A 26924-nucleotide genomic window follows, 5' to 3' on the forward strand; every position below is an offset into this window, starting at 1 on the left:
AGACGCCACGCAAAATAGGTTAAGGATTTAAATTATGTTAGCTAGGTTAAGGTTTTTTGCAAGAAAAATTCCTTCAAGTGAAGCATATTCAGCAATTCACGATGTTTATGCATCACATAAACCCAATCTCATTAGAGGGAGCCTGACTGGTGAACGTTGGCGTTATCAGAGTATGGGGCAAACTTTAAAAATGATTACTCATGTCGAAAAATATAAAGAATTGCAACAACAAGCAATCACTAATTTAAATCTTTGGTCAAAAACAAAATCGGAGATTCCGTGGATAGTTGAAGTCGCATATAAAGATTGGGGTGTTGCAGCTTTTGAAGCAACTAAAAAACGTGGAGTAATATATACCGTATTGAATATGGCAAATTCGCTCTATCCTGGAGGCGGTGCATTGGAAGGTGGAAGTGCCCAAGAAGAAAATATGTGGCATCGCAGTTCTTGCGTCCTTTCATTAGCAGATAAATTGGTCAAATTAGACAAGGATACTAATACGTTTGTATATACTAAAGAAGGAACAGAACTGGTAGAAGCCAGAAAAAAAATGACAGGCAAAGAACGTGATATTTTAAGGGAACGTTGTCCTATGCTGTTTTCACCCGAAGTCTATAAAACCTTCCATAGCGACGTGCCAAGAATATGTTTTAGAGGCCCAGAAATATTACTGCCAGCAACAGTGGATGACTATCCACCAAGTGGATATATTGCAAGCCCTGAGATGAGTTATGCATTTCTTTCTCCAGCAAGTATTTTTTCTTTCTATGAATTAAGATCGGCTGCTCCTGAACATTTTGCGGAATCACAATCAAAAGACCCTAGCATATTAAAAGCACACAGAGAAGATTTGCGCCGACGAATTGCAGCGCAACTGGATACATTAATTCTTATTGGGCAACCTAATGTGATTTTGGGTGCTTGGGGTTGTGGCGAATTTAAAAATGAACCCAAATTAGTCGCAGAAATTTATGCTGAAGAAATTGGAAAAAGAGCTCATTTTTTTCAACATATTATGTTTGCTATAATTAATACCAAATCAAATTCCAATAATTTCGAAATATTTGAGAGAACGCTTACCGGCTTGCAACTTGGTGATACCAGCATCCCCAGAATCACCCTGTAGCTTAAAATTCAGTATTTCTTTAGACTATTTTAGTGAAATACGCTGACTTCCCTCCACCTATTTTTTTCTGGATATTAGGAGTTTTTATTTTTTATTTTATCTAACTGCATTTCCTCATTGCCTAAATCCTCTTCTTGCTCACTCACTTCCCCCTTTTCCTCATCGTTTTCAACTGGGCTTTTAATTATGCCTTTAAGCATATGGCGAGCAACTGTATTTGTCGTTGAAGTTGGAGTAGGATCCTTTGAAACTTCACTGCCTCCCCATGAAACGAGAAGTAGCGCACTGTAGAGCAGTTGAAACAAGTACATGACTTGGGCGACCACCCCTTCATCATGAAACATAAGGCTTATTGCTAATCCTAATATAGTTGCCGAAAAAATAGCCTGGAGTCCTTGAATCACTTTTTCATTAAGATGGGTATCTGCCCGACATACCGCATAACCGGAATTCAGTACCTGGGCAAAAGATATAGGTATTAACGGAATAGGGCTTGTCGTGTTAGCAATTTGCAATCCTGCTTGTACTGTTAATTGGGTCACAGCTAGGCCGGCATTACCTCGTTGGGCATTTCTATGGGCAGGTGAAGACTGGGGCGCACGCGCTTGAAGACGATCCAATACACTAGAATAAGTTGTTCCTGAGGGCATTTTTTAAAATCCTTTTAAAAGTAAATTAAGATTTATCGTTAACTGATTTCAACCACTGAAATTCCGTGCATTTTTCAATTAAGGTTTTCCAGAAGCAAGTCATTATTTTAACTCGTTTTTTTTCAACTTCAATGTATGGGAGGGCATATTTAATTATTAATCAAAAATATTTTAAATGACGCAGCCATCTTTTCTTCAAAGGCAATAGATACATTGCGATCGCTGTACTTTATAGTTTATCGTTATACTTCTGATGCCAACTGATTTATCTCCGATGAAATTTTTAGAACCAAATACAAGCAAAAGCATACCTCCTCAGCACCATATAATCGCAGCAAATTTGTGGAAAAAAGATCATTATCGCCTGATCACAGTAATTCATAATACCCCTTGGTATCAGTCAACTGGCAGAAATTCGGGGTATGCAGGAACCTGGTTCTTTTTTGGGGGTGTGTTAGAAAAGAAAAACGATCGACATGCTTCAGGTTGGATGATCAAGCCCAAAGCATTGCTTGAAGCGCGTTATAGCAAAACTCAATTTTTTGGTAAAGATACCGCTCATTACATACGCAAACACTCTATGCAAAAACTTATTAGTTTTTCACGGTTTGGAGATATTAAAAAAATTTGTATTTCGGCATCCCTTGATGGTGGGTTTTGGTTATCAGACAAAGGAAAAAAGCTGAAAAAATACCTTCGAAAAAATTATCCTGAATATTTTCTAACAGATGAATTAATAAAAGAAATACAGGCATCGGCAAAACGTACTGATTTACCTATTTATACTCATCGTAAAAAGGTAAATCGTTGGTTGTCTGAGCAAGGGGTTGCCTCTGTGGGGGTACTACATAATGAGATGCTGTTATTCAAACCTTAGTTGCAATGAATTATTACCACTGCGATAAAGAATAACCCGAGGCGCATGTTTGCACTCAGGCCATTCTCGATTTATCCTAGTGTGTTATTTTTCCTTTGTCATCGCCACACAACCAATCCATACTTACCTCAAGCTCATCGGCAATTTTTTGCATGGAATTGGAATCCAAAGCGACACCATATAACAGCGCTTCAATTTTAAATTTAGGTAATTGGAATAATTTAGAGCACACTTGCACGCGTTCTGTCATTAAGGCAGGAACACCAAGCTCATCGAGCTCTTGATGCAAACGTTCAGTTAGTTTTTTGTTTGACATGGTAATCTCCTTTCGACTTTTTATCAGTGTAAAACAGAGAAGCTTAAGGATTGATTAACAAAACACATTTTGAAGGAAAAAAATTAAACTGTTTTTCTTGCATTGGAAAGTGTAGCAGTTATGAGTTAGATATTCAGGGGCGGCACTTATTACACCAGATGAGGTATCATCACCTTTTTTGAACCATTTATCGGTTTTTTAATGGGCATATTGTTATATACATTATCATTCTCGCGCAGGCGGGAATGACAGGAATTTAAATTAAAATATATCATTACCATTAATATTGATTATTAAAAATTCTTGCGTATAAAAAAGTGACATTTCATCAAGTCTCGCATCCATAGATTGAACACCAGACAATGATGCATTTTCGTATTTATCTTTTAAGAGTTTTCAATTGAAGAATTCCCACTGGAATTAAATAAAAATATTAAGTACTTTATATAATAAAACACTATTTAGAATCTTAATCATGGGAAAAATAAATTTAGATGATTATCTTAAAAAAATAAAAATTATTGTTCCTTCGCTAACTGATGCCTCGCGCGAAGATAAAATTGCTTTTTTAAGAAAAATCTATTTTGCTCATGTCCAAACTTTTCCCTATTCAAATATTGAATTACGAAAAATTTCCAAACAGCATCTTTTCCAAAGAAATTCATTGTCTTTTTTTAGTTATAAAGATTTGCTTTCTTCCCAAAATGGAGGATATTGCTTTCAAACGGCTAGTTTATTATTCGATGCCTTATCACAACTGGGATACGTCGTTTCATTTTGTGCTGCGCGAGTGCTTCTAGGAGCCAAGCCTAATGCATCTGAAATACTTCAGTTTCCTCCTACTCATCTTATATTAACAGTTCAAATTGATGAGCAAAAATTTCTTCTGGATCCCGGATTAGGCTCTTCCGCTCCGCGTTTCCCCATACTCATTACGGGAAAAAATGAGTCGATTGCTCAAAACGAAGATGAGTTTAAGTTTTATCCTATTGATGACATCCATGTTCTTGAGAAAAAAACAAGAAAAGGATGGTTTCTCTTAATGCAAACTGATTTGACTCCTATAAGTCAGGAAAAAGTAGCAATGAATTTACTCAAACTGGAACGGCATCCGGAAAAACTTGCAATACGCGATGCCAAAACAGTTGTTGGAATAATTACCGAGCATGGTCGAAAATCATTGGTTTGGGATGCACAATCAAAACAGTTAAAATATTCAGCAAGTGAGGGTACAAGATACACTGAAAAAATTTTGACCAACTTTGAAGAAGGTAGCCAAGTACTTGTTGATGAATTTGGTATTGATATTTCAGCTAAAACATTAAAAACTCACTGCACGGATACTTTACCCCTGCCAATAAAACCTTGGACAATCCATTTCCCTATTGATCACTTTGAATTGAAAGAAATGGAAAAAAATTTAAGGATTACTCTGTGACCTCTTTTGAGTTCACAAAGTTTATTTTGTAGATCACACTATCCGTACGAAATCGCAACCGTTCACTTAAGCTATTAGCTACACTTAAGTAATGCTGGTTATTCACCGTAAAAACTGCAGCATTAACTCCCCCATATGTTGTGATGTTTTGTATTACCTGAAATTTACCATCGATCCATTGATATAACTGGGATAATAATTTCGTTCTCGGGTTCGTTCTGGATCCCGTAATAAAGTTAATCCGAAACAAATAATGTTTGCCATGATTTGAGAAAAATACAAAATTTCGACCTCCTAAACCTTTTAATACTTGAAACTCTTGAAATTGCTTACCATTCCACTGATAAATAATTGACGAGTTAAGAAGATTAGCGTATGCCAAGTAAAATTTTCCATCTATAGTAAAATGAGTAAATGCTCGTCCACCGGCTTTTGCAATGCTTTGGAATAAAATAAATTTCGCTCCATTCCAACGATAAATAGTCGAAGCATTCACATGATCCGTGAGTGCTAGGTAATAAAAACCATCTAACGAAAAAAAATCCCATCCATAGCCCCACTTTGTAGGAAGAGTTTGAAAAGGAACAAATTTTTTTCCATTCCATTCATAAATAATTGAATCGGTATTGTTTGTTATTTTACTGTTAGGTAAAACAACTCCATTAGCAAATGCCAAGAAATGTCGTTTTTCAATAGAAAAAGCATAAGCACTTTTAGATGCATAGGTAAAAAATTGCTGAATTGGGTAAAAATAATGGCCATCCCAGCGATATAATTTTGCATAGGTATTCAAGTTATACGGCGCTTTAGCACCTGAGTGTATTGAAGATGTAGCAAGATAAGCTTGATTTTCGATTTTGAAAAAGGCAGTGCCTTCATTACCATGTCCTGGGATTTTTTGATGCAGCATCAACTTGTGATCATTCCACTTGTAAATAAGCACATCGACATCTGCATTACCACCATTCATATTTGCTGGAGTATTTGGCACATCCTGGGCTAATTGGGGCACGGCGATATATTGAGAACCGCCAATTGTAAACGGCGTCATGTCTCTTGCACCAGATGTCTTTAAGTATTGATAGGGGGAAAGTATCGCCTCTTTTGCTTGTCCCCAAACTGGAAATACTAAAAAAAAGGTCATGCTTCTCAATAATTTTTTAATCACTATTGAATCCTTGGATTTTCCTGCGGATAAGCGGATATGCCTTGGGGAAATCCAGTAGTAATGCCAGGAATACTTATTTTATTGTAATCCCAGTTCTTTGCAGCAAGCTCTCCTGCCATCCAAAAACCAACCGTATTGGACAGCATTTGTGTTGGTTCAGCTAATGAAAATTTTAGGCGCATTAAAAAATCTTCAATCTCAGGTTGTTTTGAATAAGTATAATCACCGGGTATGGCAGGACGACCAGGTAAAAAGATACTGGGAATATTGGTAAAGACTTTATTAGCGATAATTGTGCGATTGTGCCTCGATGTCCATATATTATTGTAATAATCATAATCAGCACGAGGTAATTGTTTTTCACCTAATGAAGATTTAACCGCTGCATAAGGCGCTATATAAATTCTATCGGATGGCAAGGTGTTATTGGAGAGTGCCTCAACAAAGGGAACCAACCAATTATTGCCTTTAGTCACACCTGCCGAAACATTTGCTCCAGCAACAAAGCGAATAATTACTTTTGCATTTGGCCAATCAATATTTAATTGGGCTATTTTACGATGAAGCTCATCCATGCTTTGTAAGGCGGTTAACATAAACGTGCCTACCATTACATTATTAAAAGGAATTGGGTATGTGTTATTCCCATCAAGGAAATTATTTTGTAAGGAGCTCATGTCAAATGTTTGTTTCCCGCGAAGAACCTCACTCATATAATTGCCTGCCATGGAACAAGCATAATCAATCATATTATGAATTAAAGTTAAATGCGGCTTCCATGCAGGTGCGTTCACTTGCTCCAACCAGTTGTTGTCTGTTTGCGCATTTATTTCTTTTACTGCTTTAACATCTTTGAGCAAGTTTTCCATTTGCGACGTCCAATTGCTATCGCCATTTTCCTTTATTTTTGCAAGATACATTAGCGCAGAACCAATATGTGATACTGCAGTCATTTCTGTGAAGCCCGAGTTCGGGGCAGTACGCATCAATTGCTCCAGCTCTAACTGCTGGTCGCTGTTATAAATATACAATGTTGAATTAATAAATAGGATCAATGAACCATTATCTTGTTGTGTTAAGTTACTGTTTTTTTTCAGTTCTGACTGCAATAAAGTTTGAGAAATATTAATTTTTTCCTTAGGGTACTGCGCATCTCCATTTCCAGTAAAATCATAATATAAATTCCAGAACGCTTGGGGTGTTGCATAACCATTATTTGCTGTGTTGCCGCCTTCATTTTGGTTCGTCACAACCATGGGACTATAAACATTTTTATGATGCAAATCAGTGCGTGCAAGAACTAGGTCATTCAAACCAAAGACAAATAACATGACATGGAAAATTCTGATGCGGGATAATTTCATAACAAGAATCCTTCTGTTATTCACAGCAATGTAGCGCTTATATATTTACCTATCAGTAGATAGGCTCCCTAGATATCATGTCGCTTTAGTGCGATTGTTGCAAGTATATCCACGTCAGTTCTAATATTACCATTTGATTTAAATGACTTTATCTTATATAAAAATTATTCCTCATGGATTAGAAAAGTTCCATTGCTTATCTCTTTCAAGATTGAGAAATTTCTTACACGAATATGAGCTAAAAAGGCGATGATAATTTAGAACATTTTGTTATGCTTAACACAACGAGGAATGACAATGGATGTCTTAAAAGGAAATTTATAGCATCATGGAAGACGCTATACCACAGGGAGGTGGTTATCCTCCTCGTCTTAGTCTGCTTATAAGTCTGATTATGCGCCCATTAATCAGACTTAATTTATTTGGTTCATTTTCAAATCACTTCACACATGTAATCGAATCACTAAAAACCACGTTATCTCTAGGAAAATTGTTCTTAGTTCATCATGAAATCGCTTTGAAGTACTCCATATTTGCTAATATGGATTTAGTAGAGCGTTCGATTAACACGTATTGATAATCAATGATTTTTTTTAATTCTTTTTTGCCATAATCCTCTTTTAATTTGTTTTATTTTTAACTTGTTAATGTTTTTTTTCATAAAAACTGCATTTAAATATCACTAAGATCAAATTGAAATCTCAAAGTATAAATAATATCTTGACTCAAGATCATTTGTGGTACATCTTACCCTTATGTTATCCTGTCGGAACAAAAGATGATCATTAGTGACTTGTTTAACTGGTTTCAAGGAGATGAAGAATCATTTCATCTTGTCAATCAACACCTATCGCAAGACCTTCTCAAATTGGAACAATCTCAAGCAAAAAAAATAAACCGCATGCTTCTAAGTGAGGTACGGCTTGCCAAATTAAGCGGCCTTGAACCAGGAGATGCTCAAAGCAAGTTAGAAAAACACATCCTATTTATGGATTATCTTGAGTTTTGCAGGCAGCAATTCGCGGAGGATCCCAAAAGTTCTTTATTTTTAGTCACCTTAAAATATCTGCTGCCTAAAACACCAAAAGAAGACCTCCGTCAAAATGCCAAATTGAATGAATTATTTGCGGCTTTATTGCATCAAGACAAGGAAAGTGCCCTTTCTTTTTATCAACAAAACGAAATATTATTTAAAAATCATCCTGAAATTCAAAAACGAGCTGAGTTTGAGTTATGTGAGCAAAAACATGAGGAAGCAGTAAAACGAGTTGAAGACCATTTAGGTTATTTAAGCAAACAGTTATCCAATCAAAAAAATCCCCTTGGAATCATTGGATTATGTAGGGAGTGGCTTAGTGACACAGAACAGTTTGCGGCATTAATACTCTGGCTATTGCAGCGTCATGTCAGTACAAAACAAATTCTCCAAACTTATCTACTTCATGATTTTCTTAAATATCACTTATTTACCTTGAGCTCAGAAGACAACGAAGTTTTTCATTTATATGCTTTGCTTAGTCGCTTTCCCGAGGCTAAACTACTTGTAGAAACAGCCCAGAAAACAGGTAGCGATGAACGAGGATTTCAACACTATGCACTCAATGGAATTCTGAGCGAGAAAGAACTTCAGAGTATCTCACCAAAACCGCCATCTTTAGAGTTTTCATTAACAACAGCTAATTTTTTGGCTTTACATGAGCTTTTTGGTGCGACTTTTCTAACTGCAGCGGTAATTACTTCAGTAGAACATAAAAATTTAACCTGGTTGGAAGCATTAAGACAAACCTTGAATCAGCCAGAAATTGTAACCAAAGAAATTCCCAGGCTTATTAATAATATTGCCCAAGCATCCTCTCCTCAAGTCCTGGAGAATTTAGCTGCTTTAATCGATGATCATACAGCACAACACTTACTATCCAAGAATGAAGGCGCTGTATTTTACCTATTGCCTTATAAACCGAAGCTTTTTGAATACATCAATGAAAAAAATATTACCGAGTTTATCCATCAAATTACCGTGAAACATATTTCTGAGCCAGAAATTATTTTTCAATTAATGGCATTATTCTCGATGCTTCCGAAGAAAAAAAATCCGCTAACGCAGCTCGTATTCCAAGCAGTTATCGATAATCTGGTGCACCATCCACTTCTGTTAGAAGATGAAAAACTATTGCGTCAATTAAGGAAATACCCAGATTGCAAACGGATACTTACCCAATACAGTGAAAAAATAAAAAAACAAGTCAATGATTGTATTATTGAACAAGCCACTGAACCTTCATTCAGCAGCCACAATTATCATATTATCGAAGATATTTGGGTTGATGCGACTCGGAAACTTGCTGTATTTGATCTTATTTCACCCCAAGCTAAATTCAATCTCAATCATAAATATGCTCTGCAGGCAAAAATTGCCGAAATTACTTTTTTTTCTCATGGAGAGTTTTTTGATCTGGATGCCTTTATCGAATCATTGTCCCTGCCTCCTGTTGTCAAAGAAAATGGAGTAAGCGAATACGAACGTATTCTTATTGAAATTCTTGCAGTCATTGATAATGAATCGATTAGGGAACAAATTATTAGAAAACTGGAAAGTTATCCAGTACATCGGCTTGATTGGGTAGAAAAAGAATATGCAGGAAAAACAATTTTCCTTAAGGCCGCAAAACATGGCAATCTAGGACTACTTTCTCTATTGAAAGATCACATTGCGCCAGAAACTTTTAACAAGGCACTAATTACAGCAGCAAAAGCAAATCAATGGGCATTTGTAGAAAGGCTCTGCCAAAATAAGAACGTGCAATTGAGTGAAGAAGAAATTGAAACGCTTATACTCCAAGCAGCAGAGCACGGCCAGATTAAAATTATAAAATACCTTTTAGATACTTACGATTATGAACCATCCACTGCCGAAGTGATTCAAATCCTTAATCAAGCAATTAAGCATAACAAGTTCAATGTTGTTGAATATTTCTACAAGTTTTCTAATAAAATGCCCGCTCAATCCGTGATTAATAAATTATTTAAGTTGGCAGTCGAATTGGAGTTTTGGGATATTGCCTTATTTATTGCAGACTCAGAAAAACATCCTCCCTCGCTGTTAACGATTGAAAAGACATTTACTCATGCAGCAACCACAATGCAGCTGGAGGCAATGCAACGGTTTTGTACTTTATCAACAAACATTCCACGGCCCAACGTGATCCAGCGAGCTTTTGTAAAAGCCTGTCAGTTAGGTCATTTACCCATAGTTCAATGCCTTCACGATTTACCTGAAAAATTACCGCGAGCAATTATTGAAAAAGCAGTGGAACAGGCAATCCTTAATGGACATAAGGAAATTATTAGCTATTTATATAACTCATCCATTTATCCGCCCAATCAATCTTTGGTAAATCAAGGGATTATGACTGCTGTAAAAACAGGAAAGGTAGCTTTAGTTGAGTTTTTTTGCTCCATGGCAATTAAAAACAAACCGGCTCAGCATGTTATCAATCAAGCAATGTATTGGGCCGCCAAGCACGGGCAAGCGGAACTATTTAGTGCCCTCTGTCGTTGGGAACAAAATTCCCCAGGCAAATCGGTTGTAAAACACACTTTTCTTCTTGGTGTGAAAAATGGAGAGCTGGGTATTGTTGATTACTTATGTACCAATAAAATGGAGGCACTCAATCAAAGAGATGTTGAAGAGGGGCTAATCTTGGCAGTGAAACTTAAAAACCCCCAAATTGCTCGATATTTATGTGCACCTCCTGCACACTCGCCCAATAAAAAATCCCTAAGGATTGCTTTTAATAAAGCGGTTTCAAGTGATCAAAATGAACTTGCTGACTATTTAAGTGAGCAGTTACACAGTAAAAAAAGCCATCAGAAAAAAACGGACTCCGAATTGGATGATAGTTCAGACACGCATCATGAGCCTGAAATGGATAACATCTTGGAACTAGACAGTTTCTCAGAAACCGACTTGGAAATCGATGACATCCCCATAATAGATAATAGCTTAACAATAGATAGCGGCACAGAAAGTGATCCAGACTCTGATGTAAATCAGGCCTCTAAAGTTGGAATACCATTAACGAAACATGGGCTTTTTAAAGCAAAAATACAACGAAACGTTCCTTCTGTATCAGAAGATTTCGTTGAATCGATGCTTTTAGATTAATAAGATTGAAACAGTAAAAATTAGAGGGATAAATGCCCACTAATTTTTACTGATGAGCTACCACATAGCGTAAGACACTGCTTACCTATCCGATCAGGGATTAATCATAGATCCTATTGCTTTTTGAGGGGGTATCAAAAATCAATTGGCTAAATTTCTAAATTCACCAATAGACTGTACTAAACTACAAAATAGAGCTCTATGCTTAGCATGATGGACATGCACAAAGAGAAAGAATTTAGGGACACATTGAACTGGGAGATATTTATGCGAAGATATTGCATTCAAGCAGCCATGTTTCAGTTACCAATCCCCTTTTTTAATCGTTTTGCCCATGATTTTTGGATTTTAAGAGAGATTGAAAGTAATAACGTAATCGCTCAATTACATGGCCTTGCTACGTCAAGAAAAAGTGGGAATATAGTACCCATTGGCTACAATAAAGATCATAGTTTAAAAGCGTACTGTATTGCCTATGATACTGAATTTGCCAATCAATATGGTTTGCAACAAGGTACTTTTGCATTACCTATTCATGTCCACCGCACAGTGTATCTAAAAGAAGATTGTGTCCAACACTGGCTGCAAGGAATAAAAGCGATTAAAACAATTAATGATTTGGATCTTAATTATCCCCCTTACGGATTCACAATTCCTTTATCTGCCACCATCAACAGTAACTCCATCTATCACACTTTTGCGCAGGTAATGGAAATACCCTTACACACCTTTGATGGTTTTTTTCATATAGGAATAGAAGGTTCTATCTACGACCAAATTAAATATCATTTATAAATAAACTTATTAAATTAAGCAGCACATTCCATAAAATCGCAATGTTCTGTTTTTTATAAAACAGCTCTTTACCCCTTTTGATATTTTCTGTAGTCTTTCATTTTTTAAATTGAATGAATAAGGATTTTTCATGCCTAGTTTCTCTACGTTTAGCATTTACGAAAAAGAAATGCGTACCTTCATCAATAAAGTTGCCGAAACAACCTCCTTAGAACACGATAAACTGACAACATGGTTTTATAGTGAGGGAGTGATGCAATTTCGTGGCGGACAAGCAGCGGATTATTACTCTTACGTCAATGAAAATCTAAAAAAATTTGGCCATAGGCCATTGATTTCCAAACAACATTCCATGGGGCAAACATTAACTGGATTTATTACACTTAAAAACGCATTCATCAACCAGTTTGCAAAAGATCAGCTCGAACTCAAAAATCAATTAGAATCTTTATTTACCCATACTTTTTATAATGCCATAGAGAGTCATTTACCCTACATTATTATTCAAAGTGAAATATCTTCCGAATTGAGCGCCTATCAAGATAAAAGCGGCGGTCCTCTTGAACCAGCAGAAGCGCTTAAACTCTCAATTAAAATGTTTGAAGAAAAACGCTTAACTAATCCTCAGTTAGAAGAGGATTTTAAAAATCAATTAATTCTAATGAATGAGTTTTTAGACTATTTGAGTAAGCACGCAGCATCTTCTGGACCACAATTCTTTAAGCCAGGCGACAATAACACAGTACACACAACCTCAGAGCAACTCACTCTAAAATAGTTGAATCAATTAAGTACCCGGGTTCCGCTTCGCTGCACCCAGGCTACGACTTATAAACCGATTGGGGATCATGGCCTTCGGAGAACAACTGCATGGCCTCCCTTTCTTCAGATGTTCACCGCTCTGTTTCTATCATTTCATGCGTTACTTGTTGATAAATTGCTTTAAATTCAGCTATTGCTCGTATATCATCCAGATTTCTTTTCATGTATGGAGAATTACTAATCATAACTATTCACCCTTCTTCTATATAAACTTTCAAACCAAATTATTTGTACAATCAAACGGAGGGAAGTCTATTAAAAACGATATATTTACTTCGAGGGTCTTCAATGAAAACTTATAGAAAAGAATTATGGTTTCATGTTCCTGCACGCATGGGATTTATAAATATAACCGATAAAGTACGCGAGTGCTTAAACGATAGCGGTATTCAGGAGGGTTTTGTTTTAGTGAATGCAATGCATATTACTGCTTCTGTTTTTATTAACGATGATGAAGAAGGTTTGCATCAAGATTATAAAAAATGGTTAGAACACATTGCGCCCCACGAACCCATCTCGCATTATCAACATAACAATACTGGAGAAAATAATGCCGATGCCCATATCAAAAGACAAATAATGGGAAGGGAGGTCGTAGTAGCCATTACTGAAGGAAACCTTGATTTTGGGCCATGGGAACAAATTTTTTACGGTGAGTTCGATGGTTGCCGCGATAAAAGAGTCTTAGTGAAAATAATTGGGGAATAGTAAGCGCAATTGCCTATTTTTTTCTTTTGTGTATTATCCTGGATAATTGTGCATTTATTTTAATAAAACGAGGGATTTATGGGACATCTTGTTAATAATGTGTTACGTACAAAAAATATGGTGGCGCTGTTGCAAGCTATGGGGGTTAATTTAAATAATGCCCAGGTTTCATGTAAGGATGAGCGCGTTATTTTTACCTCAGAAACCCTGAAAGACGCTGAAACCCTAGTAACGAATTTGCAAGAACTTCTACAAAAGGATGGAATAAAACCTTCTGTTAGACGCATGAGTATTGCTGAGTTATTGGCCAATGAAATTGCTCAAGCGGCTTGCTCTGATGGTGCAATGACCGAAACACATAAAAAATCTTGTCTGGCTGTACTGAATGTTTTAGAAATGATGGGATTGGAATATGCACTTGATAAAGAACAGGAGTACGTGAATATCCAACTTCCATCTGCTGCTTATGCTCCCTTATTTAATTCTTTAAATTATAAGTATATGAGCATTGAAGGGGAGAAAATCAAATTTAACATCAAGGAATTTCTAAAAACTCATAAACAAGAACTTATTTTAATTGATGGAAAATCACCTTTGCTCTTTGCTGACACAGATTCCTTTGAAAAGAAAAAGGTTTTTTATGCAGAGAAAAGAATAAATGAGAATACAGTTGAAGTAACTCCTTACTTTTTTGTTCCTAATGCAATCACACCCCCTGCCTATCATTTTGTTTTGGATACAAGTAGCAGTATGGGTGGAGCACGTTTGGATGCATTGAAAAAAAGTGTAATCGAATTTGCCGAGGCTTTGTTCGAGTTTCAACCTGATGCGGTCATTCATATCACTGAATTTAATACTGCGACTAAAAAGGTGGGAATAGGCAATTATCGAAAATCAGATCGTTCTCAGTTAGCTACGGATATCACAACATTAAAAGCTGTTGGAGCAACCCGGCTTTTCGGGACAGTCTCCGATAAATTGACTGCGCTCGCACAATCAACACAGCATAATAATGTTTTATTATTTACTGACGGCGAAAATACAGAAGGACATCTTGATAACGAGATAGCAGTACTGAAGAAAACAGTTACAACCGTAAAATCAGGCTCCTCATTAATTCCTGTACGTAATAAATTTTTCATTTTGAGCTATGGTACAACGCAGCCCGAGGTTTTACATCATGTGGCTGAGGTATTTGGTTCTCTTGTTCTCGATACAGATACGATTGATTTTACTGAAGCCTTATCTAAAAAAGGCAAGTTACAGGAATGGGCGGCAGCTCGAGAATTATTCACCTGTCGTTTAGAGGTTACAAATAGCTCCGACCTCGATGCCAAATCAGAGGAATACGTTCATTCTTGTGATATGTCAGGACAATTTGTTGCGTTAAAGCCAAACCAATATAAGGATAATGAAACTCTGCATTTAACGATTACCGATGGCAACGGTACTATCCTGCTTGATGATAAAAAGGTATTTGCTAAAAAACAAATGGCTTCCCTGTTACCTGGTAGCGCCAAAGCAGCATCTCATCTTGGTGTATTTGCGCTACAGGGTACCCCCTCCCAACAGAGTCAAACATTCATACCCTCTTCTAATTTCATGTAAGTTTCAATTTTTATTTGGGTGAATTCATAGGCTAAGGAATGTTAAAACCCAAGGCCTAGGGTCATAATGGTATCTAAAAGGCTGTCATCCCTGCGAAGGCAGGGCTCCATTTACAATGTACATCCTAAGCCTTGTGAGGATATTCTCTCTCTAATTTCGCAAAAATACTTTACAATTGAGTTGAACAGTCCTCAGTAAATTAATTTGAGTTATGAACTATTTTGAGAGATGGATCCCTGCCTTCGCAGAAATGACAAAATAGGCGGAAATAGCAAGAAACTACTTTTTTATGAAATAAAAAATAGTGTCTTGGAACATGATATGAAATACTAGAACCTTTTGCTGTATTAAAGGACATACAATTGGGCTCTAAGAATTTAAATAATGATGATTTTTTTGGAAATACTGTCATTTATCGCACGAATGATTCTTGGGGCGATATTTTCGTAGTCGATAAAAAAAACATTAGAGCGTTAAACTTCGACCCAGTCTACGATCAAACCGGCATTTACATTCACTATCCTTATATCCCTGTACATGAATATACTCGTGTCATGGTGTTAGTCCTTGCATTGATTAAACCAAGCCATATCACTTTATTAGGACTAGGCGGAGGAAGCTTAATTCACTGCCTTCACTTTCTTTTGCCTGAATGCCACCTTTTTTGTATCGAATTACGTGAAAAAGTGTATGCCGCCGCAGTGGATTTTTTTCAATTGCCGAAAGCCCAAAATATCGAAATATTGATTGCAGATGCACAAGTTGCAATCAAATTTCAAAAAAGCAAAGGGACTCAAATAGTTTTTGCTGATCTGTATCTTGATTATGGAATGGACTTATTTCAAACTCAGCAACAATTTATAGAACAAACGCATCGTATTTTGGATGATCAGGGTTGGCTGGTTATCAATTTTCATGAACTTCCTAAACTGGACTCCTTTTTTATTCAATACATGCAAGATTATTTTGCTGACCTATTTATTTGTCCAACAGTGAGCAACAATTATATTTTATTTGCCAGTAAATCTTCTGTTCAAGATTTGCATTTAGACAACTATCAAATGTCCCTTGCAGAATTAGAAAATAAGCTCAATATCAAGTTACTTCGTTTATTTAAAAAAATAAAACGCTATAAGAGCGAGACAAATGAAGAATTAACTCCATCTTAAAAATGAAAAAGAGTCTTTAAGGCTAGGGTCTGTTGCCAATTCCCTCGCTTAAACCCTTGTATCTTTTTGGTAATACCCGGTTGCAAGCAACCAGGTAAATTAGATTATATAGGATTGAGCTCTTATGCGAATATATTTAAACCAATTAAGCGATTACTGCTAGGGATGCATGTGACAAACCCTCATCATGCTCCTTCTGATTTTTTTCTATCTTTGGTAAATCGCGCAGCTGGGCAAAATTGGGTTCAACAATCAATATTGCATAATCACCAGTTGCTTGTACACGCTGCATTGTCGGATGAACACCTGTTATTTTATGCTTTATTAAATGCTCAAGGATAACCCTTGTTTTATCTTCATCTTTTACAGTTAATAAAATTTGCGCTGGACGTGCTTTTTCACCATCACGTTTAGGATAATATTTCCAATGAGATAAACTGTCTTCAAAAAGAGAGCTTGTACATTTCTCTAACGCATCTTCATAGTCTTTTTTAGTGTTTTGGTTAATAAAACTGAATTCATGCTTAGCTAATTTCGGCAATGATTTATCATCTAAAGAGAACAGTTTAAACTCATGTATTCCTTTTAATTTTTCTAATATTTCGTTACTTAAAATACGAGCTGCTTCTTCAATTTTAAGTACTTTTTTCTGCAAAGCATTATCATTTGGCTGAAAAAGGATAACCCCAGGATGCTGTGTAGTAACATGATCGATTTCGTGCGCCGCAAAAAATGCCTGGTTTATTTCTAGCATTTTATTTGCCGGTGCAATCCACCCTATACTGGGATCAAAGCAGATCACACTATCAGGTAATCTCTTAAATTTGTCTATGGGCTCACCTGGATTAATGTCAACCTCTCCAAGCAAAAGACACGCATGATTATAAGACTCACCTGTAAATACATTCTTCTTTTTACTATCCAATGCAATGAAGGTAATCGGCAAATCAATATTTTCCGCCTTAAGCTGTTTTAATAATTCAAATAAAGCATACGTTGAAAACTCACCACAGGAACCCATTTTACAATAAGCAACTGCAAGCTGTTTCATCATATAGGTTGATACAGCTCCGTTCGGAAAATCTTTTATTTTTCTTACTAATACCTCCGAGGCATCTCTTACCAAGTTAAGATTCGTTATGGATTGCAGGAGTAAATCCAAAGATTTTCCAAATTTAATTCTATATTGTTGGATTTCATCTTCATAAACAAAAGGCAATTCAGATAAAGGGATAATACTGTTACGAGTCACCATATTTTTTTGCATGTCGGCTAAAATTGCCTGAGCTATTTTGATTGCTTTTTCTAGGGACATTCTTTTCCTTAGTGAAAAATAGAATGGTGAATATATCAATAGATGTTCGCACTGTCGATTATAAGACCAAATTTTATTTTAGCCGATTCAGTAAAGGGACAAATTTATAATTGGGAGGCGTAGTGTTTATGGAGTTTATTTTATATGGAACATAAACACTTCTATTTCACTGGAGAAAAACTTTTTAACTGAATCCAACTTAACGTGATTACTTCAAGAGTAAAACTGCTTTACAATAATAGAATACTAACTAAGAGTGTTCATGTCACTCTAACCATAGAATAGCTACTATGAAAAAAATACTCTTCTCATCTATTTTACTTCTTATCTTATGTTTTTTAACAGGGTGCTGGACGGTACAAAAGGGACAAAAATCTGGGGTTATTGTTAAAGTTGCCAAAGAAGGTAAATTTTGGGGGACCTATGAAGGAGAAATGATCCTGGGCGGTTTAGAAAATGCCAGCGGAGCCAGTGGCCGTGCCTTTCATTTTACTCTGGGACAGTTCAAATCAGAACTGGTAAAACAGGCTGATTTTGCCATGCAAAATAATAAACATGTAATTATTAGTTATCATTGTGATGCCTATACCCTTCCTTGGAGTGGTGAAACGAAATGTTTTGTCACTAAAATTGATGTATTGCCAGATAAATAAGTTGGTTAACTCTGGAAAAAAAGGATCACTTTAAGAAATTTCTTACAAAAATTTAAGCAAGTATGGTGATGACCTTTTAGAGGAATTTGTTATGCTTAACAAGAACGAGGAATGACAATGGATGTCTTAAAAGGAATTTATAGCATCAGGGAAGATGCGAAACCACATGGATGTGGTAGCTCCTCCTCGTGTACTTCACAGCTAGTTCCCATGCTAGCGAATTCAAATAAAAAACTATCGATGACAATTTTATGCAGAATATCTCTATGCCTCGGTGATGAATAAAAATCAGAGATAACCTGTATTCATTGCATTTTAGGAAGTTCTACTCCCCTTTCCTCAATTTCTTTCTTTGCATCTTTAACGATTTTATTGAGTGCATCCACAGAGTCTGTGGTAATCAATTTTTTTAAACCCATTTTATGAGCTGCTCTGGTAAACCCTCCTTGGCCTGTCTCAAGTGTTTTGTATTCATCAGTATCTTTAAACGCATCCATATAAGCTTGGATTTCTTCTACGGTATTAAATTTCTCAATTTCGGACTTAAAATTTAATAAAATATGGGTCTTTAATTCATCTCCTCTCATCTTATTATATCGCTCTTTAAACGCTTCAGAAACGTTCTCAACAGTATTTGGCGTGACTTCATATTCATGTTCTCTCGGTTTTTCTAAATTTGCAGGGCTATAAACCGTTTTAATATAGATTTTTTTTAGTTCCTCTTTGAGATCATGAACATTTTGATAAGGTTCTTTTGCCAGATAAAATGCTGCAGCATCTGTTTCTACCCCATTTTGAAGCTTTACCAAATTTTGCAAATTAGTAACTGCTGTTTTATGCGGTTTCTGCAATTCTTGAATTTGTTCAGGTTTCATTGCAAGTGCTGTTGACGGATCAATTCCAAGTTTCTTTTTAATCACCCTCTCATATTCCGTTTTTAGCTTTGCTATTTCGGCTTTTGCCTCCTCAGGCGCCTCGTTAAACTGTATTAAATTATTTATTTTTTTTAGTTCTTCTTTGATAGTTGGAACATTTATGTAAGCTCTTGTTGACATATAAAGTTCAGCAGTATCCAAGCCTATTCCAAGACTTCGTTCACTGTCTTTTTCTATCGAAGCTTGTATAGTATTTAACCGTTGTAAATTAGTAACCGCTGTTTTAGCCGGTTCATTCAATACCTTAAGTTGCTTGTAATCCAATGTGAGGGCATTTGACAAATCCAGGTCAAGTTTCTCATTAATCAACTGCTCATATTCAGTTCTTAGCTTTGCGATTTCTTCATTTATACTATCAAAATTGGGGCCTACTTGCTCAAAAGATAATATCCTGTTTTCCGACACCATAAAACGATTCGGTTTATTCTCAACTTCTTCAAACTCAAATAAATTTAAATAATTGTCATCAAAATAATCTTCTTCCAATTCAGATCCATCTTGAGTCAGTTTTGCACGCACGTCTTTTAATTGCTGTTGCTTATTAACGGGGTAACCTTCTGGATCCGTAGTTTTATATTCTGGATGATCAATTTGATATTGCGCTATGGCTGCTTTTTCTTTTTCAATCTCTTGCTCTAATGCAACTGTTTTTCTATTTATTTCCTCAAGTTCTTCTTTTGGAAGTAAGAACGTCTCAAGTTCTCGTATTTGCTCATTGAGTTAACTGATTTCAGGTTCACTGGCTGTTTCTAATTTACTCTTCAGTGTCTCTATTTCAAGTACTTTTGCTTGATGGAAGCGCAATTTTGTCTTGATGCTAGCATTTACAAGGACAAGTTCTTCAAAAGATTTTAATTGATCAAAATAAGCAAATTGCTCACCAAACATCGAGTCCACAGAAGTAGATACTTTAATTGGTTTCCCTTCAAGTGCTGCAGAAAGACTTGCAACCGCATCAGCCGTGCTTTTAAGTGTATCATCGGTTAGCATAGGTAAATTCAATGACTGCACGAATTTACTTCTTTGAGTAAATAAAATAATCTCATCATAGCCACCTTCACGTAATCGCTTGACTAGATTGAGATTTAATTCACCTTTTATAAGAAGACATCCATCAATATCAACTAGTGCTACTTTTTTTTTCTTGCGTGCTTCAAGTTTACTGTTACCCATATTGTGCCTTAAAAATCTAAAAATTTAATTGAGCACTCTTTACCATCTTTTAGTGAGCGCCCTCTATAAGTGTATGTGAAAAGCTTCTTATGTTCAATTTTTCATCATTTTAGATGTAACTGACATTCCTTCTGTTTCAGACGAAAACAATTTCATGAATTTTAGTATAATATTGAGATATGGATTATTCTAAAATAGGTGGAATACGATGCCCAAAGGTTCCGAACTCTTAGTTGCTGCCCTGGAAAATGAAGGAGTAAAACACATTTTTGGCATTCCTGGCGAGGAAAATCTTGATGTGGTAGAAGCACTTCGTAACTCGTCAATCAAACTGGTACTAACACGGCACGAACAGGCGGCTGCGTTTATGGCAGCAACCTATGGACGATTGACTGGCAAACCTGGGGTTTGTATCACCACCCTAGGCCCGGGAGCCCTGAATCTTACTACGGGAGCCGCTTATGCTCTTCTTGGCCACATGCCTGTGATCATGATTACAGGGCAAAAAGGCGTTTTATCCTCGCGCCAAGCACGATTTCAGATGGTGAATACCGTGGCAACAATGCAACCATTAACCAAAATGTCGCGCCAAATTGTATCCCCATCCATGATCCCTACCATCGTACGGGAAGCATTCCATCTCGCTCAAGAAGAAACTCCGGGACCTGTACATTTGGAACTTCCAGAAGACATTGCTGCAGAGAAAAGTAAAAAGGTTGAACTCATTCCGCCGCACCCTCTCGAATATCCTATAGCGAGTGAGGAATCGTTAAATCGGGCAGCGGAGATGATTAAAAAAGCAAAACGACCTCTTGTAATGCTTGGTGCTGCAGCATCACGTCCAAGAGCGACCAACGCACTGTCTCAATTTATTACGCGAACAAAAATTCCTTATTTCACAACCCAGATGGGTAAAGGGACTGTTTCCGGAGCAACAGAACTTTACATGGGCACCGCAGCTCTTTCAGAGCGAGATTATGTACATGAGGCGATAGAACAAGCCGATCTGATTATCACAATTGGACATAGTACCATAGAAAAACCACCTTTTATCATGGGACCTCATCTCGAAGTCATTCATGTGAGTTATAAATCCGCCACCGTGGAACAAATTTATTTTCCTCAGGCAGAGGTTATTGGCGATATGGGCCCCTCATTAAAATTGCTTGCAGATAAACTTGAAGGCAAGCTTCCCCATGCGGATGCGCTTCTTCATTTACGTGAAGGGATTTTGAGTAAAATCGCGGCGCGGGCTACAGAAGATCGCTTCACTCCCCAACGCTTGGTCTATGATGTTCGGCAAGTAATGCCGCGTGATGGGATTCTCGCATTGGATAATGGGATGTATAAAATCTGGTTTGCCCGCAATTATCGTACCCAAGTAGCCAATACAATTCTTCTTGATAATGCACTTGCTACTATGGGGGCAGGCCTTCCCTCTGCAATTATGGCCTCACTTTTGTATCCTGATCGCCGTGTGATGGCTGTATGCGGTGATGGGGGTTTTATGATGAATAGCCAAGAGTTGGAAACTGCTGTCCGTCTTAAATTAAACCTGGTAGTACTGGTAATTGAAGATCATGCATTTGGCATGATCCGTTGGAAACAAGCAGTAGATCACTTCCCCGACTATGGCATGACATTCACAAATCCTGATTTCATAAAATACGCGGAATCTTACGGTGCACGCGGCACCCGGGTTGAATCCATTGGAAGTTTCCAAACTATTCTGGAAAACGCATTCAAGGGTGGAGGAGTCCATCTTGTGGTGTTCCCCATTGATTATTCAGAAAATCAACGTGTTCTTGTGGATGAATTACAAGAAAGGCTACCGCCAAAGAAAAAGGGAAAATAATGACAACAACACTTCGCGTAGTATGCGCATTTGATCGCACATTAATCAAAGAAATTCCTGCTGATGATGCACAAGCACTTAGAGCAAAACTCAGCAAAGCCGCATCAACCTTAAAAAATCGTGATGCTTGGCTCAAACCTTACGAGCGTATGGCCATATTGAAACGTGCTGCCGAATTATTGGCATCCAAGCAAGAGCACTTTACAAAGCTGATCGCGCAAGAAGGAGGGAAACCCTTTACTGATGCAGCTATTGAGGTGACCCGTGCTATAGATGGGTTAAACGATGCCGCAGAAGAATTACGCCACTTTGCTGGCAAAGAAATTCCTATGGGCCTCACCCAAGCTAGTACGCATCGTTGGGCATTTACGATTAAAGAACCCATTGGCGTGGTCGCCGCTATTTCTGCGTTTAACCATCCACTCAATCTGATTGTGCATCAAGTAGCCCCTGCAATTGCGGTGGGTTGTCCGATAATCATCAAACCTGCATCAACAACCCCGTTATGTTGCTTGGAACTCATCGAATTATTGCGACAAGCAGGGCTCACGGAGGCATGGTGTCAAACGTTTGTTACGGAAGATAACGACTTAGCGGAACGACTGGCAACCGATGAACGCGTCGCTTTCTTAAGCTTTATAGGTTCCGCTAAAGTGGGTTGGTATTTAAGAAGCAAACTCGCTCCAGGGACTCGTTGTGCCTTAGAGCATGGAGGGGCTGCACCCGTGATTGTTGATCGCAGCGCGAATTTATCGAAAACCACCCAGGCACTTGCCAAAGGAGGTTATTATCATGCCGGACAAGTATGCGTTTCAGTCCAACGGATCTTTGTGCATAAAGACATTATTACCTCATTCATGGACGAATTCGTAAACCGGGTCAAAGTGCTGCACGTTGGCGATCCACTTTTAAAGGAAACGGAAGTGGGACCGCTTATTCTTCCACGTGAAACTGAGCGAGTCATGTCCTGGATCGATGAAGCAGTAGCAAAGGGAGCAAAATTATTTGGTGGCGGTCGACTTTCCGAAACAACTTTAATTCCCTCGGTATTACTCAATCCAGCTGTCGATGCCAAAGTATCACAATTGGAAATTTTTGGTCCGGTAACCTGTGTTTATGAATATGAAAAAATTGACCAGGCAATTCACACTGCAAATTCATTACCCTTTGCCTTTCAAGCCAGTGTATTTGCTGAGGATTTAGAGCCTGCATTAAAAGCAGCAGAAGGCCTTGATGCTTCTACAGTACTCATTAACGATCACACCGCTTTCCGTGCTGATTGGATGCCTTTTGCCGGATTAAAGCAATCAGGCTATGGCATTGGGGGAATACCTTGGACTATGGAAGAAATGTCCAAAGAAAAAATGATTGTTTTGAAAAAGAATTGATGCATAATAAACTGGAAAAGCAAGCCTGGTTGCTTGCAGCCAGGAATTCTATTTATTATCCATTACAGCAATCAAGCTCCATTTATTAATAAATGAGAAATAAAAATTGCATGTCTCACATACTATCAGCCCCTTAGTGAAAGGGAAACAACCTGCTTCTCTTCGTCTCCATTTATCTTGACCTTTTCTTCTACTCTAGTTTTCTGACCATTAATCTCAGAAAGAGTCTCTGAAAGTCGTTTGGTAGCTGCATGTTGGAGATGAAGGCTTGCACAGAACTTGATTTTTTTGAGCCCGGGTGAGTTCGCAATTAAATTTTGGCTATTTCTGAGAAACGAATCAAGAATTGAATACAGTTGACTATTTCTTGGACCAAAAAAACTTTGCAGCCCACTATATTCACTTCCTATCGCTTTGTGAATTTCTCTTATCTTTTTTGTGCAGTGTATGAATTTAGCCAGGGGTTGCGTCAAGGAATGCTCTTTCAGTGTAAGTTTTTTTATTTCTTTAACTTGTTCGGCCCGTTTTTCATTTGGGGCGTAACGCCGACCTCGGGTGTACTCCTTCACTTGCTTCTGCATATTTTCTAAAATCGGATCAAAATCGTTAAGGCTAAGCTGAATTAGTGGTAATTTGTCACGCTCCACTTGATCAAGAAAAATTTTTGCCGAGGTAAGCACTACCTGCCGCCATTCTTGACTTACATCCCACAATGATTGCCAATCTTGAACGGGAAGAAACTTAATGAGTTCACACTTTAACTCAGTAGGTAATAGCTGGATAAAAGGAGTAATTTTTTTTAGGGGATCGGTAATATGAGGTGCATAAAATTCCTCGCTTTGAATCAGCATTAAACTCAAAGAAGGATCTTCAGCTATTAATGGAATACACATATCGAGTAAGCTTTTGGGAGACCGTTTTTCTGATACATCAGCGGCTATGGGTGTATCGATTGCTCCTGATACCTTTTTCAAATCTTCATTCTTTTCTGTGTTTTCAGAGTTAATAGGCATTATATGGTCACAAAGATAAAAATAAATCCATTTTACGACATAGATTATAAAAAACAAGCAGGTGGCCTGGTCGCTTGCAATCAGGCGTTTCGCTGGTTTTTCTACTCTTAAATTAAAAATACTCAGTGAAACCTTGGATTTTAATAACAGGAAGCTTGTTTATTTTGAAGGCCCCACTGGTATCATTTTGGAACTCGCAGAATTGAAAAACCCCTAATTCTTTTATTTTCTTACAGAGGCTCAAGGCTCTACTTCAAACCCATCCCAAACCATAGGCCATACCCGGCATCCTACTTCAAATACCAGGCATTTTTTCAATAACTCCTCAATGACTTGCATTGATTTTAAGTAAAGCAAGTAAGACCACGAACATCATCGTAAATACGGTAACCAGAGCCATCGACGCATAAATATCTAAATGAGTTGAAGCACCTAAAGGGTCAACTAATTGTGATAAACCTTGTATCCCATAAATAGCGACCGCTTCTCTCCAAAAGTTTTTAGAAGAAAAAACAGAATGCTTGCTCATAGCCATAACATCATGCTTGGCAATATAAACCGCAAAAATTTGATAGATAATATAAACCACAAAAAACCAACCAAAATAATTTTGCAACGGAACACCAAAATATGGTCCCCCATCCCTCCATACCCATAATGAATAGACGGTCGAAGACAGAGGATCCATACATACATCCCACATCACCATAATAAAAGCAGCGATTAAAGGTACCAGAAATATCTGCCTCCCAGTCAGTGGCGTAGCATACTGTCCTAAAAGTATATGAGCCAGAATCCACGAAGCGTAGCCCGTTCCAAAATAAGCAAACATAATAATAAGAGGCACCTGAAACAACCTAGGCCCAGCTAATTTATCATAATAATAATGCCCAAAAGGAAAGCCCGTCTGAATGCTTAGTGCTTCAAAAAAGTGGCTGATCAACCACGTTATAATAAAAAATAAAATGAGATTTTTTAATCCATATCGCTCTTTACCATGCAGGCAAGCTGAAATAAAAATAGTCAAGACGAGAATAATAGGTAAAAACATCACAGCGAGTGGGCCATGCCAGACAGCAGAAAAAAGAGTTGCCAGAAAATAAAGAGTAATCACTGTCCATCTGATACTACTACTTCTATTTTTTGTCGCTTCATTTTTGGTCATTTAACGTGTCCTTACTCGTATGCCCATTTGAACAACCTACACCTATAAATTACCCGATTTAAGCTTCATTTAATAGATGAGATTTTGTAGAAATGATGGTGCAGCTTAAGTAGTGTTTAATGATACTATTGGGTCCTTAAGCGAAACAGTACAAGTGATTTATGCTAAGCATTTTCACTGCAACACGATGAAGGATTTACTTAAGGGGAACGCAGGATGCACGAACAAACCAATCTTCTAAGCTCACTCCGAAGATTGTTATTTTTATTATTCATAAGCTATATAAAGTGGTCAGCTGCTAATACGCCTGTATCACTCAATTACCCCCCAGCCATAGGGAATTTTGCTCTGGCAACGTCACAACAGCCTGGCCCTTTTTTTTCTTTTGGCCAAAATATTATTGACAAGAATCAATTTATTGTTTCTTTCAACCCCAGCTACTTATATAGCCAGACCCAACGCATTTTGGACGGAACTCCTTCCATCCTTTATGGAATCACAGATTCAGCCTCGATATTACTCACTTTGCCTTATGCTTTCAGTTATAAAAATGGTAATCAAAGCTTATCTGGTATCGGCGATCTTGCTCTTGATTTAGAATATGCATTTTATAGTCACGAAAATTCAAAATATTCAGATCAAGCAACCATTATTTTCTCGCCTACGTTCCCTGTCAGCAATTTAAATGAAATTTCTAAAAAACTAAATCCAAGCAGCCGTGTATCAGGATTTTCTAAAAAAAATGTCCCCTCTAGTTTCGATACAATGACTTATTTTATTGGCGCCACTTACTCGCGTATGCTCGTTGATTGGTATGGTTTCATTGCCCCAGGAGTTTTATTCGCAAGCAAAAAAGACGCAATTCAACAAGGAGCGCAATATTATTATAATTTTGGGATAGGGCGTAACATCAAAAGCGCAGAAAAAAAATACATCCTTTTTGGATTGCTTGAAATAAATGGCCAATACAGTGTTAAAACCCAACTTGACTCGCATAGTGCCCCCAACACGGGCGGAAATATTATTTATGCAACCCCGTCGCTCTCATTTTCTACGCCCAAAATAATGATTCAGATCGGTCTTTCCTTGCCTGTCTCCCAATATTGGTATGGCAATCAAAGTAACATCTCTTATTATACAAGCGGTATTATTACTTGGACTATTCACTAGAGGTCGTTTTTGCCTACTTGCCGTGCTTTATGCACGGTATCCAGTCAAGCG

General features: G+C 37.4%; 23 protein-coding genes. 14 read left to right on the forward strand and 9 right to left on the reverse strand.

Annotated elements, in window-relative coordinates; translation table 11 throughout:
• Positions 1–34: 34 nt before the first annotated feature.
• Positions 35–1126, forward strand: a complete 1092-nt coding sequence (locus DY223_RS14905; RefSeq protein ID WP_058458193.1) for a poly(ADP-ribose) glycohydrolase domain-containing protein — start codon at positions 35–37, stop codon at positions 1124–1126.
• Between the two features lie 74 nt (positions 1127–1200).
• On the opposite strand, the gene DY223_RS14910 is transcribed toward DY223_RS14905, so the two are convergent.
• On the reverse strand, positions 1201–1776 hold the full coding sequence (locus DY223_RS14910) for a hypothetical protein (protein WP_058458194.1): 576 nt from the start codon (positions 1774–1776) through the stop codon (positions 1201–1203).
• Positions 1777–2050: 274 nt separating this feature from the next.
• Here DY223_RS14910 and DY223_RS14915 point away from each other — a divergent pair, with 274 nt between their 5' ends.
• Positions 2051–2653 carry a hypothetical protein gene (locus tag DY223_RS14915; RefSeq protein ID WP_235810462.1) on the forward strand — a complete coding sequence of 201 codons (603 nt, stop codon included), beginning with the start codon at positions 2051–2053 and terminating at the stop codon, positions 2651–2653.
• Positions 2654–2729: 76 nt separating this feature from the next.
• Here DY223_RS14915 and DY223_RS14920 read toward each other — a convergent pair whose 3' ends face one another.
• Positions 2730–2969 carry a hypothetical protein gene (locus DY223_RS14920; protein WP_058458195.1) on the reverse strand — a complete coding sequence of 80 codons (240 nt, stop codon included), beginning with the start codon at positions 2967–2969 and terminating at the stop codon, positions 2730–2732.
• A gap of 475 nt (positions 2970–3444) precedes the next feature.
• Here DY223_RS14920 and DY223_RS14925 point away from each other — a divergent pair, with 475 nt between their 5' ends.
• Positions 3445–4407, forward strand: a complete 963-nt coding sequence (locus DY223_RS14925) for an arylamine N-acetyltransferase family protein (protein ID WP_058458196.1) — start codon at positions 3445–3447, stop codon at positions 4405–4407.
• Here DY223_RS14925 and DY223_RS14930 read toward each other — a convergent pair.
• Together DY223_RS14930 and DY223_RS14935 are read right to left on the reverse strand one after the other, a co-directional pair.
• The gene (locus DY223_RS14930) at positions 4397–5575 is read right to left on the reverse strand and encodes a hypothetical protein (protein ID WP_058458197.1); all 1179 of its coding nucleotides are present in this window, start codon (positions 5573–5575) and stop codon (positions 4397–4399) included. The genes DY223_RS14925 and DY223_RS14930 overlap by 11 nt on opposite strands.
• Positions 5575–6939, reverse strand: coding sequence for a DUF5624 domain-containing protein (locus tag DY223_RS14935; protein ID WP_058458198.1), 1365 nt, complete (start codon positions 6937–6939; stop codon positions 5575–5577). Before DY223_RS14935 ends, DY223_RS14930 begins: the two co-directional genes overlap by 1 nt.
• A gap of 328 nt (positions 6940–7267) precedes the next feature.
• Here DY223_RS14935 and DY223_RS14940 point away from each other — a divergent pair, with 328 nt between their 5' ends.
• The 7 genes from DY223_RS14940 to DY223_RS14970 all read left to right on the forward strand — a co-directional run bounded on the left by DY223_RS14940 (position 7268) and on the right by DY223_RS14970 (position 16206).
• Positions 7268–7516, forward strand: a complete 249-nt coding sequence (locus tag DY223_RS14940; protein ID WP_058458199.1) for a hypothetical protein — start codon at positions 7268–7270, stop codon at positions 7514–7516.
• A gap of 201 nt (positions 7517–7717) precedes the next feature.
• Positions 7718–11104 (forward strand): ankyrin repeat domain-containing protein, encoded by a 3387-nt coding sequence (locus tag DY223_RS14945; RefSeq protein WP_058458200.1) that lies wholly within the window; start codon positions 7718–7720, stop codon positions 11102–11104.
• A gap of 267 nt (positions 11105–11371) precedes the next feature.
• Positions 11372–11899 carry a hypothetical protein gene (locus DY223_RS14950; RefSeq protein WP_058458201.1) on the forward strand — a complete coding sequence of 176 codons (528 nt, stop codon included), beginning with the start codon at positions 11372–11374 and terminating at the stop codon, positions 11897–11899.
• Between the two features lie 130 nt (positions 11900–12029).
• Positions 12030–12677, forward strand: coding sequence for a hypothetical protein (locus tag DY223_RS14955; protein ID WP_058458202.1), 648 nt, complete (start codon positions 12030–12032; stop codon positions 12675–12677).
• A 332-nt stretch (positions 12678–13009) separates the two neighbouring features.
• Positions 13010–13429 carry a secondary thiamine-phosphate synthase enzyme YjbQ gene (locus DY223_RS14960; protein ID WP_058458203.1) on the forward strand — a complete coding sequence of 140 codons (420 nt, stop codon included), beginning with the start codon at positions 13010–13012 and terminating at the stop codon, positions 13427–13429.
• A 78-nt stretch (positions 13430–13507) separates the two neighbouring features.
• Positions 13508–15037: a VWA domain-containing protein gene (locus DY223_RS14965; protein WP_058458204.1), complete on the forward strand. Its 1530-nt coding sequence runs from the start codon at positions 13508–13510 to the stop codon at positions 15035–15037.
• Between the two features lie 362 nt (positions 15038–15399).
• Complete coding sequence (locus DY223_RS14970) at positions 15400–16206, forward strand: class I SAM-dependent methyltransferase (protein ID WP_058458205.1); 807 nt, start codon at positions 15400–15402, stop codon at positions 16204–16206.
• A 145-nt stretch (positions 16207–16351) separates the two neighbouring features.
• On the opposite strand, the gene DY223_RS14975 is transcribed toward DY223_RS14970, so the two are convergent.
• A complete protein-coding gene (locus DY223_RS14975; RefSeq protein ID WP_058458206.1) occupies positions 16352–17521 on the reverse strand; it encodes a hypothetical protein in 1170 nt (389 codons plus the stop codon).
• A gap of 290 nt (positions 17522–17811) precedes the next feature.
• Here DY223_RS14975 and DY223_RS14980 point away from each other — a divergent pair, with 290 nt between their 5' ends.
• Positions 17812–18174: a hypothetical protein gene (locus tag DY223_RS14980; RefSeq protein WP_058458207.1), complete on the forward strand. Its 363-nt coding sequence runs from the start codon at positions 17812–17814 to the stop codon at positions 18172–18174.
• Positions 18175–18479: 305 nt separating this feature from the next.
• Here DY223_RS14980 and DY223_RS14985 read toward each other — a convergent pair whose 3' ends face one another.
• A complete protein-coding gene (locus tag DY223_RS14985) occupies positions 18480–19628 on the reverse strand; it encodes a hypothetical protein (RefSeq protein WP_058458208.1) in 1149 nt (382 codons plus the stop codon).
• 201 nt (positions 19629–19829) lie between these two features.
• Positions 19830–20282, reverse strand: coding sequence for a hypothetical protein (locus tag DY223_RS14990; RefSeq protein ID WP_058458209.1), 453 nt, complete (start codon positions 20280–20282; stop codon positions 19830–19832).
• 208 nt (positions 20283–20490) lie between these two features.
• On the opposite strand from DY223_RS14990, the gene DY223_RS14995 reads away from it, so the two are divergent.
• Positions 20491–22137: an acetolactate synthase large subunit gene (locus tag DY223_RS14995; protein WP_058458210.1), complete on the forward strand. Its 1647-nt coding sequence runs from the start codon at positions 20491–20493 to the stop codon at positions 22135–22137.
• A complete protein-coding gene (locus DY223_RS15000; RefSeq protein ID WP_058458211.1) occupies positions 22137–23525 on the forward strand; it encodes an aldehyde dehydrogenase family protein in 1389 nt (462 codons plus the stop codon). The genes DY223_RS14995 and DY223_RS15000 overlap by 1 nt, the downstream gene beginning before the upstream one ends.
• Positions 23526–23650: 125 nt before the next feature.
• Here DY223_RS15000 and DY223_RS15005 read toward each other — a convergent pair whose 3' ends face one another.
• Both DY223_RS15005 and DY223_RS15015 read right to left on the reverse strand, forming a co-directional pair.
• Positions 23651–24538: a hypothetical protein gene (locus DY223_RS15005; protein WP_058458212.1), complete on the reverse strand. Its 888-nt coding sequence runs from the start codon at positions 24536–24538 to the stop codon at positions 23651–23653.
• Positions 24539–24863: 325 nt separating this feature from the next.
• Positions 24864–25703, reverse strand: coding sequence for a carotenoid biosynthesis protein (locus DY223_RS15015; protein ID WP_058458213.1), 840 nt, complete (start codon positions 25701–25703; stop codon positions 24864–24866).
• Positions 25704–25919: 216 nt separating this feature from the next.
• Here DY223_RS15015 and DY223_RS15020 point away from each other — a divergent pair, with 216 nt between their 5' ends.
• Positions 25920–26873, forward strand: coding sequence for a hypothetical protein (locus tag DY223_RS15020; RefSeq protein ID WP_115684334.1), 954 nt, complete (start codon positions 25920–25922; stop codon positions 26871–26873).
• The last annotated feature ends 51 nt before the right edge of the window (positions 26874–26924 follow it).

It is taken from the genome of Legionella bozemanae, assembly GCF_900450575.1.
In the GTDB taxonomy this organism is placed as follows: domain Bacteria; phylum Pseudomonadota; class Gammaproteobacteria; order Legionellales; family Legionellaceae; genus Legionella; species Legionella bozemanae.